Consider the following 18,325-nt stretch of genomic DNA (forward strand, 5'->3'; position numbering starts at 1 on the left):
AGGTGAGTGTACGAGCCGACACTGTCAACGCCGCGTGATCGGTGAAGATTCGGATCCGGACTGCAGCCGAGCTGTGACGAGATCGCAGGTCACACGGGGATCACAGGCCACACCGGGATCAACGGCGCGAGGGGAGCAACCGCATCGAGGCGGGTGGCTGAAACGCGCCCCGTAAGGGGCGCGGGGCTGTGTCGATATGCGGCTCCGCCGCGTGGGCGCGACAAGCCACGGAGGGCCCGCAGTCGCCCACAAACCCCAACCCACCAGCCCGGTAGGCGCCCCACCCGCCCACGCCCCACCCCGCGCCCGGCAGGCCCGCCCCCACCCGCCGGAGGCAGCAGCGGGGCCTGGGGGCGCAGCCCCCAGTTTCGGGAAGGGGCGGGTACGGGGAAGAAACCCCCCCACCCACACCCGCGCCCGCTCAGAACGCAGGCCGCTCCGGATCCAACCGCGCCAACCCCTCCGCAGGAGACGACGCCTCAGCAAAATGCCGCCGAGGAATCCGCCCCGCAAGCCGAGCCAACCGCCCCGCCTCCACCGCATGCTTCATGGCCTCAGCCATAAGCACCGGCTCCTGAGCCCGAGTAACGGCAGAAGCAAGCATCACCCCCGCACACCCCAACTCCATCGCAAGCGCGGCATCAGATGCCGTACCCGCCCCCGCATCCAAAATGACCGGCACGCGCGCGTGCTCCACGATCAACTGGAAGTTGTGCGGATTCCGAATCCCCAGTCCCGACCCGATGGGCGACCCGAGCGGCATGATCGCCGCACACCCCACATCCTCCAGCTTCCGCGCCAGAACGGGATCATCGTTCGTATAAGGCAACACAGTGAACCCGTCATCAACGAGAATCTCCGCCGCGTCCAGCAACTCAATCGGATCCGGCAGCAAGGTCCGCTCATCAGCGATGACCTCCAGCTTCACCAGCGAGGTACCCAGCGCTTCCCGAGCCAGCCGGGCGGTCAGCACAGCCTCCCCGGCGGTGTAACACCCGGCCGTGTTCGGCAGCACCCGAATCCCCAGCCGCTCCAGCACAGACAGCACCGACCCCTGTACGGAAGCGTTTACGCGCCGCATGGCCACCGTCGTCAACTCCGTGCCGGACGCGACAAGCGAGCGCTCCAGCACATCGAGGCTGGGCGCCCCACCGGTGCCCATGATGAGACGGGACGTGAAGGACGTACCGCCGATGAGGAACGGATCGTCGGCCATGGCTCAGCCTCCTTGGACGGCGGTGAGGACTTCGATGCGGTCTCCCTCGGAGAGGCGTGTGTCCGGCCACTGCGCGCGCGGGACGACGGTTTCGTTGAGGGCGGCGGCGACTCCGGAGGGCGCCGCGGTGAGGGTGGCGACCAGCGCGTCGAGTGCGGTGCCGGCGGCGATCTCCTGCCGCTCACCGTTGACGAAGACGTTCATGGTGAAGGTGTCCCTGACGAAGGCGTTCATACGGGCTGCTCCGCGCGGGCCGTGCTGAATCGCTTGGGCGTGAATGCGCGTGCCTCCTCCGGGAGTTCACCGGTGGTCAGCAGGTGCGCCATGGCGTCGCCCGTGACGGGGGTGAGCAGGACGCCGTTGCGGTAGTGACCGGTGGCCAGGAGCAGGCCGTCCAGCTCCGTCGGCCCGAGCAGGGGCGCGTTGTCGGGGGAGCCGGGGCGCAGTCCCGCGCGGGTCTCGGTGAGCGGGAGTTCGGTGATGCCGGGGACCAACTCGTGGGCGTCGCGTAGCAGTTCGTACACGCCGCCCGCGGTCACCGTGGTGTCCCAGCCCAGCTCCTCACTCGTAGCGCCGACGACCAGCTCACCGCTCTCGCGCGGCACCAGGTACACATGGCTGCCCCGGACGACGGCCCGCACCGTGCGGCTCAGGAAGGGCGCGTACCGCTTCGGCACGGTCAGCCGCAGCACCTGGCCCTTCACCGGCCGTACGGGCGGCAGCACGGCGTCGGGAACGCCCGCGAGCCGCCCGCTGAGGCTGCCCCCGGCGAGGACGACCTGGCCCGCGGCCAACTCGGTCCCGTCGGTGGTGACGACCCCGGTGGCCCGGTCACCCGCGACCCGGAGCCGTTCCGCCCAGACCCGGTGGAAGACCACTCCAGCTCGCTCGCACGCCGCGACCAGCGCCTTGGCGAGCCGCCGCGGATCGATCTGATGGTCGCCGTCGACCCGGAGCCCCCCGCGCACGCCCGGCGCGAGCATCGGTTCCAGGCGCCGGCACTCGCGCCCGCTCAGCCACTCCGACTCCAGACCCGACTGGACTTGCAGCGCGTGCAGTTCGCGCAGATGGGCGCGGTCGTCGGCGTCCAGCGCGACGGCGAGCGCACCGCACTGGCGATAGCCGAGGTCCAGGCCAGTCGCCTCGGTGAGCTCGGCGGCGAACTCCGGATAACGCCGGGCCGACGCGAGATTGAGGCCGAGCAGGGTCTGCTCGCCGTAGTGGAGCTCGGTGACGGCGGCCAGCATTCCGGCGGCCACCTGGGCCGCTCCGCCGCCGGGGTCTGGGTCCACGAGTGCGGTGGTGAAGCCGCGCTGTGCGGCCCGCCAGGCCGTCACCAGGCCGATGATTCCGCCCCCGACGATCAGGACGTCAGATGTGGCAGATGTGTCGGATGTGCTCGACGATGCGTGCGATGCGACCGATGTACGCGACATGGGCGTCCAGCCCCTCCCTTCGCCGGCATGACCCGGATCAGGTTCGTACGGTCGGAGGCCGTCCCAGCCTCCCTCTCAGCCCGGTGCGTCCGGACTCCCGCGAGTGCTCTACGTTGGCCACCCTAACTCTTCGTGTCGTAGCTCAGTAAGGGAGCCGTACGCCATGGCCCGCTCGCTCGACGGTCTCGTTCTCGCCCCGGTCGCGGACCAAGCCCCAGGTCAGGTCGGTACGCGCACCCGCTTCACGTACCACGAGAAGGACGGCGAGATCTGGGCCGAGTACGAGGGCGGCGACGTCGTACGAGGCCACCTCGTGGGTACGCGTGAAGGTGACCGCCTCGACTTCCGGTACGTGCAGCTGAAGCGGGACGGCAGCACTTCCTCGGGGCACTGTGTGTCCCAGGTGGCCGAGCTCGCCGACGGGCGCGTACGCCTGGAGGAGACCTGGGAGTGGGAGTCGCAGGAAGGCAGCGGAACGAGCGTGGTGGAGCAGCTCGCCGACGACCGCTGACGGCTGCGCGGGACGGCATGACGGCTGTGCAGGACGTCACTGATCGCTCCCGCTGACTGACGCAACGTCAGTTGACTATGGTGATCGAGTGAACGAGCAGACGCGGGAACGGAGCCGGACGGCGCGACGACGTGTCGTGATCGCCGGTGCGGGCATGGCCGGTGTGCAGACCGCGGTCGCCCTGCGGGAACAGGGTTTCACCGGCACCGTGACGCTGATCGGCGCGGAGCCGCACCAGCCGTACGACCGCCCGCCGCTCTCCAAGGCCATCCTGCTCGGCACGGCCGAGGGCTCCGCCTTCGACGTCGACTTCGAGGCCCTGGGCATCGAGCTGCGCCTGGGGCTCGAGGTGACCGGCGTACGCCCCTTCGAGCATGGACTCGACACGGCCGCGGGCCCCGTTCCGTACGACGTCCTGGTCATCGCGACGGGCGCGGAACCGATGCGGCTGCCGGGCGCGGAGGGCGTACCGGGCGTGCATCTGCTGCGCACCCTGGACGACGCCGAGCGGCTGCGGCCCGTGCTCGCCCGGCAGCACGACATCGTGGTCGTCGGTGCGGGCTGGATCGGCGCCGAGTTCGCGACGGCGGCGCGCGAGGCCGGGTGTGCGGTGACCGTCGTCGAGGCCGCCGACCGGCCGCTGGCCGGCGCGCTGCCCGCCGAGGTGGCCGCTCCGATGGCCGCCTGGTACGCGGACAGCGGCGCCTCGCTGCGCACCCACGCGCGCGTGGAGCAGGTCGAGCCGGGCGCGGTCGTACTGGACGACGGCTCGCGGCTGCCCGCCGGCGCCGTCGTCGTCGGCATCGGGGCACGGCCCGCCACCGCCTGGCTGACCGGGTCCGGGATCGAGCTCGGCGCCCATCGCGAAGTGGTCGCGGACGACCATCTGCGCACCTCAGCCCCGGACGTGTACGCGGTCGGCGACTGCGCCTCCTTCCCCTCGCGCAGGTACGGCGAGCGTCTCCTGGTCCACCACTGGGACAACGCCCTCCAGGGGCCCCGTACGGTCGCGGCGAACATCATCGGCGAGACGCCCGCCGCCTACGACCCCGTGCCGTACTTCTGGTCCGAGCAGTTCGGCCGCTTCGTCCAGTACGCGGGTCACCACGCGCGCGCGGACGCCACGATCTGGCGCGGCGACCCGACGGGCCCGGCCTGGTCGGTGTGCTGGCTCCGGGAGAACCGGCTGGTCGCCGTGCTCGCGGTGGGACGGCCCCGGGATCTGGCGCAGGGACGCAAGCTGATCGAGGCCGGGGTACTGATGAATCCTGAGTTGCTGTCGGACCCGTCCCGGCCGCTGAAATCGGCGAAATCGGCAACCGCGTAGACAGCCGGAATCCGGACCCGCGGCCCGGGCGGCGCACGCTGTGGGGTCCAGCGAACGGCCCAGGCTGGGCGGCCACGACTTCCGACTGTCAGTCCGGGATGGCACGCTTAATCCCGTGACCGAGATTGACGCAAAAATCGATGCTCTCGTCCCCGCCTGGCTCACCCTCCCCGACATCGCCGAACAGCTCGGCGTCGAGGTGACCCGTGTGCGGCAGCTGGTCAAGGAAGGCCAGCTCATCGCCGTACGCCGTGGTGAGAACCGAGCGCTGCACGTTCCCGCCGCCTTCATCGACGGGGACAAGGTCGTCAAGGGCCTGTCCGGCACCCTGACGCTCCTGAGGGACGACGGCTTCACGGACGAAGAGATGCTGGAGTGGCTCTTCACCCCGGACCCGAGCCTGCCCGGCACCCCCGCGCAGGCCCTCAGCGAGAACCGCGGTACGGAGGTGAAGCGCCGCGCCCAGGCGCTCGCCGTCTGACCTGAACACACCGTCCGGCGTACGGGCCGTGCCCTGCACGGCAGGGCCCGTACGCCACCGACAACGGGGGATTTCCGCATGCCCGAAGCCACCGCACGCGCGCGGCTCGCCGACGCCCGCGTCTACCTCTGCACGGACGCCCGGAAGCGTCAGGGCGACCTCGCCGAGTTCCTGGACGCGGTCCTCGCGGGCGGCGTCGACATAGTGCAGCTGCGCGACAAGGGCATGGAGGCCGCCGAGGAGCTGGAGCACCTCCAGGTGTTCGCCGAGGCCTGCGCACGGCACGGCAAGCTGCTCGCGGTGAACGACCGCGCGGACGTAGCCCACGCGGCGGACGCCGACGTGCTGCACCTGGGACAGGGCGACCTCCCCGTCCCCGCCGCCCGCGCGATCCTCGGCGACAAGATCCTCATCGGCCGCTCCACACACGCCGGGCCGGAGGCCGCAGCCGCCGCCGTCCAGGAGGGCGTGGACTACTTCTGTACGGGCCCCTGCTGGCCGACGCCCACCAAGCCGGGCCGCCACGCTCCCGGCCTGGACCTCGTCCGGTACACGGCCGCGCTCGGCACCGACCGCCCCTGGTTCGCCATCGGCGGCATCGACCTGGGCAACCTCGACGAGGTCCTCGAAGCGGGCGCCCGCCGCGTCGTCGTCGTACGGGCGATCACGGAAGCCGATGATCCGGGCGCGGCGGCTAGGGAGTTCTCGAAACGATTGCGTCACGGTTAGTTGTCCGATAGTTGTCCGAGGCATGGACAATTGACCGACAAACCGGGCAATTTTCATTGTCTGGTTGGGGGACCGCCAGCCCCTGACTAACCTGCGGGTATGGCCCTCGGATCTGCGTCCACCAGGACTGACCGCGCACGCACTGTGCGTGACATGCTCGCCACCGGCAAGACGACGTACTCCTTCGAGTTCTCGGCGCCGAAGACCCCGAAGGGCGAGCGGAACCTGTGGAACGCGCTCCGCCGCGTCGAGGCCGTCGCCCCCGACTTCGTCTCCGTGACCTACGGCGCGGGCGGCTCGACCCGCGCCGGCACGGTGAAGGAGACCGAGCAGATCGTCGCGGACACGACGCTCACCCCGGTCGCCCACCTCACCGCGGTGAACCACTCCATCGCCGAGCTGCGCAACATCATCGGCCAGTACGCGGACGCCGGGATCCGGAACATGCTCGCCGTGCGCGGCGACCCGCCCGGCGACCCCATGGGCGACTGGATCCCGCACCCCCAGGGCCTGACCTACGCAGCCGAACTCGTCCGACTCATCAAGGAGTCGGGCGACTTCTGCGTGGGCGTCGCGGCCTTCCCGGAGATGCATCCGCGCTCCGCCAGCTGGGACATGGACGTCGCACACTTCGTCGACAAATGCCGGGCCGGTGCCGACTACGCGATCACGCAGATGTTCTTCCACCCCGAGTCGTACCTGCGGCTGCGTGACCGAGTCGACGCGGCCGGCTGCGAGACCCCGGTCATCCCCGAAGTCATGCCCGTGACCAGCGTGAAGATGCTGGAGCGGCTCCCGAAGCTCAGCAACGCCTCGTTCCCGGACGCCCTGAAAGACAGGATCCTCACAGCCAAGGACGATCCGGCGGCTGTACGCTCCATTGGAATCGAGTTCGCTACGGAGTTCTGCGCGAGGCTGCTGTCCGAGGGAGTCCCCGGACTGCACTTCATCACGTTGAACAACTCCACCGCGACATTGGAAATCTACGAGAATCTGGGACTGCACCACCCACAGCAGGCCTAGACCGGACGCATCCTCGTACGACACACTGCGTAACGGCCACTGGGAGAGGGGCGTACATGGGCTGGACGGTCCTCTATATCGCGTTCGGCATCGTCGCGCTGTGGCTGCTCGGCGAGGTCCTGCTGCAGTACAAGGCACGGCTCCGCTGGCGGCTGCTGGCCTTCGCGGGTTTCCTCGGCGTGGTGATCGGCGTGCTCATCCCGTCCGTGCCCGTCATCGGCCTGGGCGCCGCCGCGTTCGCCGTCGGGCAGACCTACGTCACGCTGTCGTTCCGCCGCGGCTTCGCAGCCGGCTGGGCCGTCGCCGGCCGCCCGGGCGCCAACAAGCGCCGCCGTGGTGAGCCGGACCGCGACCCGACTCTCGAGGTCTCCGACCTCCAGGCGGCGGAGGGTGGAATGCGTCCACGGGACAACTTCGGCCCGGGCGACGACCTCTACGGCCGCGAGGAGTCCGTCTTCGGGCAGCGCTCCGACAGCTTCGGGCAGCACGCCGAGACCACCTCTGTCTACGAGCCGCAGCCCCTGCCCGACGACACGGGCAACTACGGCGTCTACAGCGACACCGCCTACGCAGCGGCCACCGACCCGGCCTACGCGGCATCCACCCAGTCCCAGGACTTCGCCAGCCAGAACTACGGGTACGACGGCTACTCCGGCTACGACCAGCAGCAGTACGGCTACGACACCGGCCAGCAGCAGTACGCCGCCTACTCCGACCCGTACCTCGGCTCGCAGACGTACGGGGGCGCCTCGTACGACTCGCCCTACGACGCCTCGCAGCAGCAGTACGAGCAGCAGGGCTACGGCCAGGACCAGTACGCGGGCGGAGGCTACGGTGGCGAGACCCCGGCTGGCGGCGTCTGGGTCCCGCAGCAGCGCTCCGACGACACGTACGGCGGCGAACTCCCGCCGGAGCAGCAGCAGTACCCGTACGAGGGCAATGGGAACGGCAACGGCAACGGGAACGGCACCGGCAACGGGTACGACGAGCAGTACCGGTTCTGAGCAGTATCGGTTCTGGCAGCGGCGGCACGATCCTTTCGGGACCTGTCGAGTTCCTACTGAGAGCCCTGGAAGTCCGGTCCCTCCACGATCAGTCCCGCGACCAGCGCGCCCGACATACCCGCGTGCGGCAGTCCGCCGCCGGGGTGTGCCCAGCCGCCGACCGTGAACAGGCCTGGCAGACGGGTGCTGTTGGACGGGTGCAGGTGACGTCCGCCCGCGGCGGCCAGGGCCGGGGCCGGAACGGCGCCGCCGTCCGCGCCCGTCGCCTCCGCTATGTCCGCCGGCGCACGGACCTCGTGCCAGAGGAGCCGCTCCCGCAGGCCGGGTATCGCGCGCTCGGCGGTGGTGAGAACGCCTTGGACGTCTTCCTCGGTTGGCTCCAGGCCTGACGGCACCGTGACGCGCAGCGTGACCGCCTCGTGGTCGTCGTCCGGCACCAGTGCGGGATCGCCGGGGCGCAGCACGGTCACCGTGGGCGCGGCCGGGAGGCCAGGGCCCGCAGGAGCCGTACGGCCGGGTCGGTCGCCGAACAACGAGTGCAGTTCCGCCTCACGATCCGCCGCGTGCACCACCGTCCGATGAGCCACCCCCTCCGGCCGCCCGCCGCGCAGCGCCAGGTGAACCGTCAGGCGGCTCGGCAGTCCCCGCTGAGGCGGCACTTCGCCTTCGCCGTGTAGCGCGATCCCGGAGGTCAGCCGGTCCAGCACTCCGGGCGCCACGCCCGCGACCACGAAGTCCGCCTCTTCGAGGGTGCCGTCGGCCAGCTCCAGGCCCGCCGCACGGCCGTCCTTCTCGATGATCCGCTCGACAGCCGTATCGAAGTGGAACTCCACCCGCCGGGCCACGCACCGCTCGTACACCGCCCGCGCCAACTCCCGTATCCCACCGCGCACATACCACGTTCCGAAGGCGTGCTCCATGTACGGCAGTACGGTCGCGGCGGCCGGAGCGACGCGCGGGTCGAGGCCGTACGCGAGGGCGTGGCTCTCCAAGAGGGCCGCGAGTCGCGCGTCACCCAGCTCCCAGGCGCCGACCTCCGCGAGAGTCGTCGCTGTGCGGGTACGCAGCAGACGCCGCTGCTTGACCGGCGGATAGGGGTCACGCTCGGCGAGGACCTGCCAGTTGGGCCACAGGGGCTCTTCGAGCAGTGGTCGGCGCGTACGGTCCCAGGCCTCGCGCGCCCGCACCAGGAGCTCGCCCCAACTCTCTCCGGCGCCCGCCCCGAGGGCCGCTTCCAGGGCTGAGACGACTCCCGCCCGCGAGGCGTTCGGCAGCGAGACCTCCGTGCCGTCCGCGAAGACGTGGTGCGAGGCCGGGTCCACCTGGACCAGGTCGACGCACTTCTCCAGGGGCTCCTTGCCGGTCTTGACGAACAGATCGCGGTAGACCGCGGGCAGCGGCAGCAGGCCCGGACCTATGTCGAAGACGAAGCCGTCGCGCTCGAGGACGCCCACCGACCCGCCGTACGTCGCCGCGCGCTCGAACACCACCACCCGGTGGCCCGCGACGGCCAGCCGGGCGGCGGCCGCCAGCGCGCCCATCCCGGCGCCGATCACCGCAATTCGTGCCATGCCAGGGACTGTATCGGCCGCCACTGACAACGCTGCCGCCACATCGGCTTGCCACCGCCACGCGCGCGTGGGTCCCGGATTCGGGCCCAGGAGAGCGGCGCGGGAGTAGCGGCGCGGACGCGTTCGTAACCAGTAGGCAACGGTGCGTTCTGGGCCTGAGTGCGCAGGTCTGAGTAGCCGTACCTAGTCAGAGAGATGAGTACGCGCGCGGATGGGGCCCGACCTGCGCGAACGAGAGAGTGGGGGCACGGAAAGGGGCGCGGCTCCGGCACCGCCGACACGGGGCGGCGGAACGGTGCAGCGCCCTTGGCCGCTCCTTCCGCCGAGAAGTGGGGCGGGAGCGAGGCACGGGGGAACCGGGGGGGGAGACCGAAACGGGGGAAGTAACGGGGGAGTACGGGGGAGCAAGAAGGGCGCCGGTTCGGCGTGGCCCGCGGGGGACGCGGCCACCTCGGACCGGCGCTCGCTTTTTCGGCCCTCTGTGCTCGCGGGCGCTTCAGCGGTTGCCGCTCACCCGTCCCTGAAGCAGCCGCGACAGCGCCGCGTGGACGTCGTCCAGGGAGCGCTCCGGCTGGAAGGCCTGCCAGTCCAGGGCGGCCACCAGGACCATGCCCACCAGGGCCGCCGCCGTGAGCGGGATGTCGATTTCGTCGCTCAGTTCGCCGTTCGCCACGCCGTCGCGCAGAACTCCCTCGACCACCGCGACGGCCTCCTGCCTGACCACCAGCAGGGTGGACTGCCAGGCCCGGTTCGTACGCCACAGCTCCGCCACGTACAGCTGCGTGAAGGCCGGATAGCGGTCGATGAAGACGAGTCCCGCCCGGATCATCGCGTCCAGGGCGTCGACCTTGTTGCCGCCCTCCTGAGCGGTCTTCTCGGCCGCCTCCCGGAGGGAGGCGGTGAGGAGTCCCACGCCGTGCCGGAGCAGCTCTTCGAAGAGGACGGATTTGCTCGCGAAGTTGTAGTAGACGGTGCCCTTCGCGACGCCGGCGCGCTCGGCGATCTCGTCCACGGTGGTGGCGGAGAAGCCCTGCTCCGCGATGAGCGTCACGGCCGCCTCGTAGAGCTTCTGCCGGGTCAGCTGTCTCCGGCTGCTGCCGCTGTCCACGGCCTTGCTGCTTTCCATGGCCCTGATTCTCACAGGCGCAGCTCACGTACGCCCCTGAGACCGACGGCCCTCGATCACCTTCCCGAACGCTAGATCGAATCAAAAGCCCAGGTCAGAACGCGTTGTCAGTGGCATACCTCACGATGGGCACATACGGCATCACCTGACATGCCGTTGCCGTCACACAGACGACAGGAGGTTCGTCATGGCCAGCTACCACGCAGCCGCCGCCCGTCGGCGCCGCGCCACCGGCCCTGCCCCCTCACTGACCGGACCGGCGAGCGACGTACACCCCGTGCTCCGCCGGGCCACGGCCCCGCCCGCCGCGCTCGACCTGCTCGCTCAGGCTCGCGCCGGACTCGACGAGGCGGCCCTGCTGGAAACACCCAACGAGCGCTACGCGACGGCTCACCTCGCGGCCCTGCGCACCGCCGCCGCCGTGCTCGCCGCCCGGGGGCGCCCTGAGTCCAGTCCGAGGCGTCGGGCGAAGATCCGGAGCGCCTGGGAAGTGCTCCCCGAGATCGCGCCCGAACTCACCGAGTGGAGCGCGCTGTTCGCCTCCGGCGCCCGCCGCCGCGCCCGCGCGGAGGCAGGCATACAGGGCGCGGCCAGCAGCCGCGACGCCGACGACCTGCTGCGCGACGTGGCGATGTTCCTGCGCCTCGTCGAGCGCATGCTCGTGCTGCAGCCCGTGCTGCCCCAGCCCCGGCAGGACGCCGACCAGGAAGAACCAGACGTACCGGAGGTGCCGGATGCGGGATGAACGACACAGAAGCGGGATGAGCGAGGCCGCGTCCGCCCGGGGCCGACTCGGTACGGCCGTCCGCTCAGGCGCGGTCGTCCGTCGCGCGAGACGGAGAGTCGGGCACGGGGCCGGAGGCAATAGGGTTGGCATCGCCTGCACCTTTCCCTGGCCGTACAGGTCCGGGGAAGGCATCCCTATTGCTCCGCCGTAGCCGAGGCGGTGCCGCGCCGAGGAGTCAACTGCCGTGTCGGACCCGTCGCGCCCCCGCGCTTCTCTCCGTACCGCCGTGGTCTGGGACGTCCTGAAGGACGCCCTCGACCGCCGGGTCAAGGCCACCGGCCGGGAGTCGCTCGACGTGCTCGACACAGGAGGCGGCAGCGGCAAGTTCGCGGTGCCCGCCGCCCGCCTCGGCCACCGCGTCACCGTCGTGGACCCCAGCCCGAACGCGCTGTTCGCGCTGGAGCGCCGGGCCGCCGAGGCCGACGTCGCCGACCGGGTCCAGGGCGTCCAGGGCGACGCCCACGGCCTCTTCGACGTCGTCGAACGCGGCGGCTACGACGCGGTGTTGTGCCACGGCGTGCTCGAGTACGTGGATGACCCCGCCGAGGGCGTCGCCAACGCCGTGGCCTCGCTGCGCCCCGGGGGAGTCCTCAGTCTGCTCGCCTCCGGACTGGGCGGCGCGGTGCTCGCGCGCGCCCTGGCCGGACACTTCACCGAGGCCCGGCACGCACTCGGCGACCCGGACGGCCGCTGGGGCGAGGGCGATCCCGTGCCCCGGCGCTTCACCACCGAGCAGCTCACCGCTCTCGTCGAGGGCGCCGGTCTGCGCGTTGGCGCGGTGCACGGCGTACGGGTCTTCGCGGACCTCGTCCCCGGAGTCCTCGTCGACACCGAGCCGGGCGCCCTGGACGCCCTGCTCAAGCTGGAGGCCGTGGCGGCCGAGCTGCCCGCCTTCCACTCTGTGGCCACCCAGCTCCATGTGCTCGGCGAGACCAGGGAAGCCGCCGAGGCCTGAGCCGACTCCCGTGGCCCTGCCGCTGATCAGGAGCGCGACGGCAGATGGAGTACGCCACAGCGGCCCCGATCGAGCGCTCGGAGCCGTATGATCGGAGGAGACCGTCCGGCATGACGGGCCCGTCGCTGGGGAATGCACGCTTCAGTGAGCCGGGGTGCCATGGCGGAATCCGGTTGGCTAATTGGCGTAGAGGGGCGGGTTTCACGGGGGCGATTCCCTGCCTATCCTGAAGGGGACCCCCGGTCGCCCCGGCGACTGCACGATGAGGAGGACTCCGTGCCGCTCTCGGAGCACGAGCAGCGAATGCTCGAGCAGATGGAGCGAGCGCTGTACGCCGAAGATCCCAAGTTCGCGACAGCGCTTGAGGGAAGCGGGCTGCGTACGTACACCCGGAAACGGGTTTACCAGGCGGTCGTGGGCTTCCTGGTTGGTATCGCGCTCCTCATGGCCGGAATGGTCGCACAGCAGATTTGGGTCAGCGTGGTGGGATTCCTCGTCATGCTGGGCTGCGCGGTGCTCGCCGTCACCGGTTGGCGCAAAGCCCCCAAGCCGGGCGAGCAGCCCGCCGCGGGTGCCGGTGCGCCGAGCGCTCCGCAAGCCCGCCGTCAGGGCCGGCAGCGACGCTCCATGATGGACCGCATCGAGGAGCGCTGGCAGCGGCGCCGCGACGAACAAGGCCATTAGCCCCCGGGCAGAGAGCCAGCACAGCGCGCAAGGGGTGACCACCAAGCGGTGGCCGCCCCTTCGGCATGCCGTCCGCCTCCGGCGCGGAGGACCGGAGTTGCTGTCCGACTGAGGTGTGCTCAAGAGTGTTCGGTCACCGGCCCTCGCCCGGGAGGCGTACGGCACGCTTCCGGGGCGTCGACCGCAGGCCTCGTCGGTCCAACTCGGCGCCCTCCGCGGCCGCGGCGAGCTTCGCCCACGTGACGCTCACCGGCCCTCGCCGCGAGGCGTACGGCACGCTCCGGCGTCGACCGCGGGCCGCGTCAGTACAGTGCGGCGCCCTCTGCGGCGCGGCGAGCTTCGCCCACGTCACGCTCACAGGCCCTCGCTCACGAGATACGCGGCACCGCACCTGACCGGCGTACGGCGCTGAGCCTCGCGTACGCACAGCACCCGCACACCACCGGCGTACGGCAGCACACCGCGCCGATACGCCCAAGGGGGCGCCCACCCGACCGGGCAGGCGCCCCCTCCAAGGGCCAGGTTCAGTCCCCTCAGCCGCTGCCCTCTCCAGCCGAAGGCCGCCGGACCAGCGTCGTCACGCGGGCCGTCGCCCGGGACTTGAGCGATGCCCAGCCCTCCGAGACCGCCCACGCCACCCGTACAGCCGAGCGCGGCGCCAGCAGTGCCCTCAGGCGGGTGCCGTTGCTGACCGAGGCGCGCAGACTGTCGGTCATCCTGTGGACGTCCTCGGCCAGGCCGGACGTCGGCCGGGGCCGCGGGGCGTACAGGACCTGTTCCACCGCGTCCGCGATCCGGTGCACGGACGTCGTGGCCGCCGGATCCAGGTGTCCCAGCCGGACGATCCGGGCCGCCGCCTTGCGGGGCGTCTGGGACTCGTCCGGCGCGATACCGAAGTCCCAGGCCGTATCGGTCACTTCATGCCAAGCGGCCAGCGTGTGAGCCGCCGCGTCCGCCTCGGTGCGGCCATGCGTGCCGAGCCGTACGGCCCGTACTCTCATCCGCCACATCATCGGCAGCAGTGGTATCGCGAGTACGAGTCCGACCAGGGGCCACAGCAGGAACTGGCGCCACGGCAGGCCGTCGTCCGGCGCCGTGATCGCCGCCTCGGGAGACTCGCTGGCGCAAGGCTCCTGCAGCCTCTTCTGCTCTGCCGTGCAGCTCTCGCTGGTGGACGGTGCGGCCGCGGAAGGCCGAGGCGCGACCTCCTCCGACGTGCCCGGCTCGGGGAGCGTGGTGCCCGGAGTGTCCGAGCGGGTGTACTCCGGAACCGTGCCGCGGTTCGGCGTCGGCTCGAAGCGGGTCCAGCCCACGCCCTCGAAGTACAGCTCGGGCCAGGCGTGCGCGTCCCGCAGGCCCACGGACATCGTGCCGTTCGACTCGGGCGAGCCGGGTGTGAAGCCGACCGCGACGCGGGCGGGTATGCCCAGCGTGCGGGCCATCGAGGCCATCGCGAAGGAGAAGTGGACGCAGAAGCCCTCCTTGTCCCTCAGGAAGCGCTCGATCGCCTGCGAACCGCTGCCGACCTGCACCTCCGTGTCGTACACGAATCCGCCCTCCAGGGAGAACCAGTCCTGGAGCTTCACCGCGCGCTCGTAGTTGTTGCTCGAACCCGACGTGATCTGCCGCGCCGTGTCGTACACCACCGGGGGCAGCGATTCCGGCACATCGGTGAACTCGCGCCGCAGCCAGCCGGGCGGCTCCGGAGCGTCGGCGAGCTGCTCCGCGGTCGGCTGCACGATCAGGCTCTTGACGGAGTAGTCGAGGCCGCGCGTGGTCTGGCCGTGGTCGCCGACGAGCGTGCGCCCCACGGGCTCGTACCGCCACTTGCCGCTGATCCCCACCTGGCTGGCCGGGTAGGGCATGGGCAGCCAGTCCTGCGCGTACGAGTCGGACGCCGAGATCCTCGTCTCGACCTCGGTGCGCCGGACCTCGTCTCCGAGACCGGGCGGCGTCGGGAAGGTCCCCGGTACATCCTCGATGGCGCGCTTGGAGGGCTTCCATGCCGTGCCGTCGAACTCGTCGAGCGAGACGATCCGCAGATAAAGGTCCTGCGTGTCCTCGGAGTTGGTGTTGTACGACATGACCTGGCGGTCCTCGTCCACGTTCAGACTGTCGCGGAGCGAGACCAGCGGGTTCACCGCGGAGATCGTGCCGCCGCCTCCGTTGCCCGAGCCGACGCCTGTCCCCGTACCGGCCAGCAGGCCGCCGTCGAGGGACGGCAGTCCGAGCGGCACCACGAGGGCTATGCCGAGCGCGACGGCACCTATGCGCCGTCCCGTGCGGACCGGCGCGACCGCGCCCGGCGAGGTATCGGGGCCCGGCATGCGGGGTGCGCCGCCGAAGACCCGGCCCCACTGCGAGAGCCGGTCACGGCCCTCGGCGAGCAGCAACAGCAGATAACCGGCGGCCGCCAGCAGGAACCACAGCCATCCGGCGCCGCCGTCCGAGAGGCCGGCCGCGACCGAGTACAGCGCGAGCAGCGGCAGTCCGGCCGGCGCCGCGCTGCGCAGCGTCACCGCGAGCGCGTCCACCGCCAGCCCGATCACCAGGACACCGCCGACCATCATCAGCCGGATGCCTTCGGACAACGGTGCGGGGATCGCGAACCGTCCGACGTCCTCCCCGCCCGTCTGCAGCAGCAGCCCGAACTGCTGGAACACCTCAGGGCCCGGGATGAACCCGAGAATGGCCTGCTCACGGGCGAACGTCAGCGTCAGCAGCATCAGGGTCACCAGAGCCTGCGCCGCGATGGTCAGCGGCCGGGCCAGCGGAACCCGCCGGGTCGCCGCGCCCACACCGGTCTGGATCGCGAGCAGGAACGCCGCCTGCAGCAGCCACGTCGCCGGAGTGACCAGCGGCAGCAGCGCGCACGCCGCCAGCAGCGTCGCCGCCATGGAGCACAGCGCCAGTCGCGCACCCCCGCTCATGAGCCGCCTCCCGCCGCGCTGCCGGCCGGTGTGACCTGATTGCGCTGCCGGTCGGCCTCCCGCCACAGATCGGGGAGACCCGCGCCCGGCGGCACCGCCACAGCGGTCCAGCCCGCCTCCCGCAGCATCCGCAGCCGCCCCTCGCTGTCCTGGTGGGCCTCACCCTCCACCCACGACTCACTGTCCAGCAGGAAGGCGACTGCCCCGCCGCTGCGCTGCCGCATCTTGGCGAGCACCGTCGCCTGCTCCTCGTCGAGGTCGCCCAGAAAAGCCACCAGAAGCCCTTCGTTCCCCCCGCGCAGCACGTCGTACGCCCGGGACAGGCCCGTACCGTCGGAGTGGTCGATCACCGCCAGGGTGTCCATCATCAGACCCGCCGCGTCCGCCGACTCCTGGTTGGCGCCCGCGAACCCGTCCGCCCCCTCGCCGGGCACCGAATTGCCGGTGTCCGTCAACAGCCGTACCGAAAAGCCACGTTCGAGCATGTGCACCAACGTGGACGCCGCGCCCGACACGGCCCACTCGAAGGCCGAGTCCGGGCCCGCGCCCTCGAAAGCGATGCCTCGGGTGTCGAGGAGCACCGTGCAACGGGCCCGCTGCGGCTGCTCCTCGCGGCGCACCATCAGCTCGCCGTAGCGCGCGGTCAAGCGCCAGTGGACCCGGCGCAGATCGTCGCCGTAGCGGTACCCGCGCGGGATCACGTCGTCCTCGCCGGCCAGCGCCAGTGAGCGGTTCCGCCCGTCGCCGTACCCCTTGGCCTCGCCGGTCAGCCGCACCGGAGGCAGCGGCTCCACGCGCGGGATGACCGTCAGGGTGTCGTACGTCGAGAAGGAACGGGTCAGCTCGCACATCCCGAACGGGTCGCTGAGCCGCAGTTGGAGCGGACCCAGCGGATAGCGGCCCCGCAGGTCGGAGCGCACGCGGTACGACACCTCGCGCCGGCCGCCCGCCTCCATCCGGTCCAGTACGAACCGGGGCCGCGGCCCCAGCACGTACGGCACCCGGTCCTGGAGCATCAGCAGCCCCGTGGGCAGCCGAGAAACGTTGTCCATCCGCAGATGGACCCGGGCCTCGGAGCCCGCGGGCACCCGCCCGGGCGAAAGCCGGCGGCTGCCCGCCACCCGGTAGCGCGTGCGGTACAGCACGGCCGCGCACACCAGCGGCAGCACGGCCAGCAGCAGCCCGACCCGGAGCAGATCGCTCTGCCCCAGGACGTACGCGCACACCGCGGCCGCCACGCCCGCCGCCAGGAAGGATCGCCCGCGCGTGGTGAGCCCGGCGAGTGCCGTACGCAGGCCGCCCTTGTCCTCCTCGGCCTGCGCCGCCGGCATGCCCCCGGTGGTCATCACAGCCTCCGGGGTGGCTGCTGGCCGAACTCCGGAGCCGGCCGGCCCATCGTCAGACCGCTCTGCGAGACAGGCGCCGCGGGCACAGGAGTGCGCTGCAGGATCTCCAGCACGACCTGCTCGGCCGTACGGCGGTTCAGCTGAGCCTGGGCTGTCGGCAGCAGACGGTGGGCGAGAACCGCCACCGCCAGCGCCTGGACGTCGTCCGGCAGCGCGTAGTCCCGGCCGCTGAGCGCCGCGGAAGCCTTCGCCGCACGCAGCAGGTGCAGCGTCGCGCGCGGGGAGGCGCCCAGTCTCAGGTCGGGGTGGGTTCGTGTGGCGGCGACCAGGTCCACCGCGTAACGCCGCACCGGGTCGGCGACATGGACCGTGCGGACCGCGTCGATGAGCTTCACGACGTCGTGCGCATGCGCCACGGGCTGGAGGTCGTCCAGCGGTGAGACACCGCCGTGGATGTCCAGCATCTCCAACTCGGCCTCCGCGCTGGGATAGCCGATAGATACACGTGCCATGAAGCGGTCGCGCTGCGCCTCCGGCAGCGGGTAGGTGCCCTCCATCTCGACGGGGTTCTGGGTGGCCACGACCATGAAGGGGCTGGGCAGCTCGTACGTATGCCCGTCGATGGTGACCTGGCGTTCCTCCATGGACTCCAGGAGCGCGGACTGCGTCTTGGGTGACGCGCGGTTGATCTCGTCCCCGATCACGATCTGCGCGAAGATCGCGCCCGGCTTGAACTCGAATTCGCTGCGCTGCTGATCCCAGATGGACACACCTGTGATGTCCGAGGGCAGCAGATCGGGCGTGAACTGGATTCGCCGCACCGAGCAGTCGATGGACCGCGCCAGTGCCTTGGCCAGCATGGTCTTGCCGACGCCGGGAACATCCTCGATCAGAAGATGTCCCTCGGCGAGCAGTACGGTCAGCGAAAGCCGTACGACCTCAGGCTTGCCCTCGATCACTCCCTCCACCGAACTGCGGACTCGCTCCACAGTGGTGGTCAGATCCGTAAGGCTCGCTCGATCGTCATAGGTCGTCACCCGGCCCTCCTCGGCCCGTTCTTTCTCCGGGCCGACGCTCACGACGCGAATCGGCCCACCTCGAACACGGACACCACGCGTGAAAAGTTCCGCGTGACGCCACACCCGCATTCTTGTTGCCGTTACCGGTTCGTGTCACTCGCCTGTGGACAACTGGCTGTG

17 protein-coding genes and 1 riboswitch are annotated in these 18,325 nt (G+C 71.0%); of the genes, 9 read left to right on the forward strand and 8 right to left on the reverse strand.

Annotated features, from left to right (window positions below; all coding sequences use genetic code 11):
* Positions 1-421: 421 nt before the first annotated feature.
* From ACQEVY_RS35065 to thiO, 3 genes are all read right to left on the reverse strand, one after another.
* A complete protein-coding gene (locus tag ACQEVY_RS35065) occupies positions 422-1,216 on the reverse strand; it encodes a thiazole synthase (RefSeq protein WP_432953394.1) in 795 nt (264 codons plus the stop codon).
* Positions 1,217-1,219: 3 nt separating this feature from the next.
* Entirely contained in the window at positions 1,220-1,420 is a 201-nt protein-coding gene (gene thiS, locus ACQEVY_RS35070) for a sulfur carrier protein ThiS (RefSeq protein ID WP_432955576.1), read from the reverse strand.
* Positions 1,421-1,446: 26 nt separating this feature from the next.
* Positions 1,447-2,652 carry a glycine oxidase ThiO gene (gene thiO / locus ACQEVY_RS35075; protein ID WP_432953395.1) on the reverse strand — a complete coding sequence of 402 codons (1,206 nt, stop codon included), beginning with the start codon at positions 2,650-2,652 and terminating at the stop codon, positions 1,447-1,449.
* Positions 2,650-2,763, reverse strand: a riboswitch (TPP riboswitch). It overlaps the preceding gene by 3 nt.
* Positions 2,764-2,815: 52 nt before the next feature.
* Between thiO and ACQEVY_RS35080 the strand changes: the two genes are divergently transcribed.
* From ACQEVY_RS35080 to ACQEVY_RS35105, 6 genes are all read left to right on the forward strand, one after another.
* Complete coding sequence (locus tag ACQEVY_RS35080; protein ID WP_432953397.1) at positions 2,816-3,163, forward strand: hypothetical protein; 348 nt, start codon at positions 2,816-2,818, stop codon at positions 3,161-3,163.
* An 88-nt stretch (positions 3,164-3,251) separates the two neighbouring features.
* On the forward strand, positions 3,252-4,490 hold the full coding sequence (locus tag ACQEVY_RS35085) for an NAD(P)/FAD-dependent oxidoreductase (RefSeq protein ID WP_432953399.1): 1,239 nt from the start codon (positions 3,252-3,254) through the stop codon (positions 4,488-4,490).
* 115 nt (positions 4,491-4,605) lie between these two features.
* The gene (locus tag ACQEVY_RS35090) at positions 4,606-4,971 is read left to right on the forward strand and encodes an Rv2175c family DNA-binding protein (RefSeq protein ID WP_053671919.1); all 366 of its coding nucleotides are present in this window, start codon (positions 4,606-4,608) and stop codon (positions 4,969-4,971) included.
* 78 nt (positions 4,972-5,049) lie between these two features.
* Positions 5,050-5,700, forward strand: a complete 651-nt coding sequence (thiE, locus tag ACQEVY_RS35095) for a thiamine phosphate synthase (RefSeq protein ID WP_432953401.1) — start codon at positions 5,050-5,052, stop codon at positions 5,698-5,700.
* A gap of 99 nt (positions 5,701-5,799) precedes the next feature.
* Positions 5,800-6,723 (forward strand): methylenetetrahydrofolate reductase [NAD(P)H], encoded by a 924-nt coding sequence (gene metF, locus ACQEVY_RS35100; protein ID WP_432953403.1) that lies wholly within the window; start codon positions 5,800-5,802, stop codon positions 6,721-6,723.
* A 56-nt stretch (positions 6,724-6,779) separates the two neighbouring features.
* Entirely contained in the window at positions 6,780-7,727 is a 948-nt protein-coding gene (locus ACQEVY_RS35105) for a hypothetical protein (RefSeq protein ID WP_432953405.1), read from the forward strand.
* A 53-nt stretch (positions 7,728-7,780) separates the two neighbouring features.
* On the opposite strand, the gene ACQEVY_RS35110 is transcribed toward ACQEVY_RS35105, so the two are convergent.
* Complete coding sequence (locus tag ACQEVY_RS35110; protein ID WP_432953406.1) at positions 7,781-9,298, reverse strand: phytoene desaturase family protein; 1,518 nt, start codon at positions 9,296-9,298, stop codon at positions 7,781-7,783.
* A 496-nt stretch (positions 9,299-9,794) separates the two neighbouring features.
* Positions 9,795-10,424 (reverse strand): TetR/AcrR family transcriptional regulator, encoded by a 630-nt coding sequence (locus ACQEVY_RS35115; RefSeq protein WP_432953407.1) that lies wholly within the window; start codon positions 10,422-10,424, stop codon positions 9,795-9,797.
* A gap of 187 nt (positions 10,425-10,611) precedes the next feature.
* Between ACQEVY_RS35115 and ACQEVY_RS35120 the strand changes: the two genes are divergently transcribed.
* The 3 genes from ACQEVY_RS35120 (at position 10,612) to ACQEVY_RS35130 (ending at position 12,850) form a co-directional block, all read left to right on the forward strand.
* Positions 10,612-11,169, forward strand: a complete 558-nt coding sequence (locus tag ACQEVY_RS35120; protein WP_165340585.1) for an SAV_6107 family HEPN domain-containing protein — start codon at positions 10,612-10,614, stop codon at positions 11,167-11,169.
* A gap of 226 nt (positions 11,170-11,395) precedes the next feature.
* Positions 11,396-12,166 (forward strand): class I SAM-dependent methyltransferase, encoded by a 771-nt coding sequence (locus ACQEVY_RS35125; protein WP_432953408.1) that lies wholly within the window; start codon positions 11,396-11,398, stop codon positions 12,164-12,166.
* Positions 12,167-12,442: 276 nt separating this feature from the next.
* Complete coding sequence (locus ACQEVY_RS35130; RefSeq protein WP_165340587.1) at positions 12,443-12,850, forward strand: DUF3040 domain-containing protein; 408 nt, start codon at positions 12,443-12,445, stop codon at positions 12,848-12,850.
* A 533-nt stretch (positions 12,851-13,383) separates the two neighbouring features.
* Here ACQEVY_RS35130 and ACQEVY_RS35135 read toward each other — a convergent pair.
* From ACQEVY_RS35135 to ACQEVY_RS35145, 3 genes are read right to left on the reverse strand one after another with little or no spacing between them, the layout of a single operon-like run.
* The gene (locus ACQEVY_RS35135; RefSeq protein WP_432953409.1) at positions 13,384-15,780 is read right to left on the reverse strand and encodes a transglutaminase TgpA family protein; all 2,397 of its coding nucleotides are present in this window, start codon (positions 15,778-15,780) and stop codon (positions 13,384-13,386) included.
* Positions 15,777-17,126 (reverse strand): DUF58 domain-containing protein, encoded by a 1,350-nt coding sequence (locus ACQEVY_RS35140; RefSeq protein WP_432953410.1) that lies wholly within the window; start codon positions 17,124-17,126, stop codon positions 15,777-15,779. Before ACQEVY_RS35140 ends, ACQEVY_RS35135 begins: the two co-directional genes overlap by 4 nt.
* Complete coding sequence (locus ACQEVY_RS35145) at positions 17,126-18,163, reverse strand: AAA family ATPase (protein ID WP_165340590.1); 1,038 nt, start codon at positions 18,161-18,163, stop codon at positions 17,126-17,128. Before ACQEVY_RS35145 ends, ACQEVY_RS35140 begins: the two co-directional genes overlap by 1 nt.
* Positions 18,164-18,325: the final 162 nt, after the last annotated feature.

Source organism: Streptomyces sp. CA-288835 (assembly GCF_050936385.1).
GTDB lineage: Bacteria > Actinomycetota > Actinomycetes > Streptomycetales > Streptomycetaceae > Streptomyces.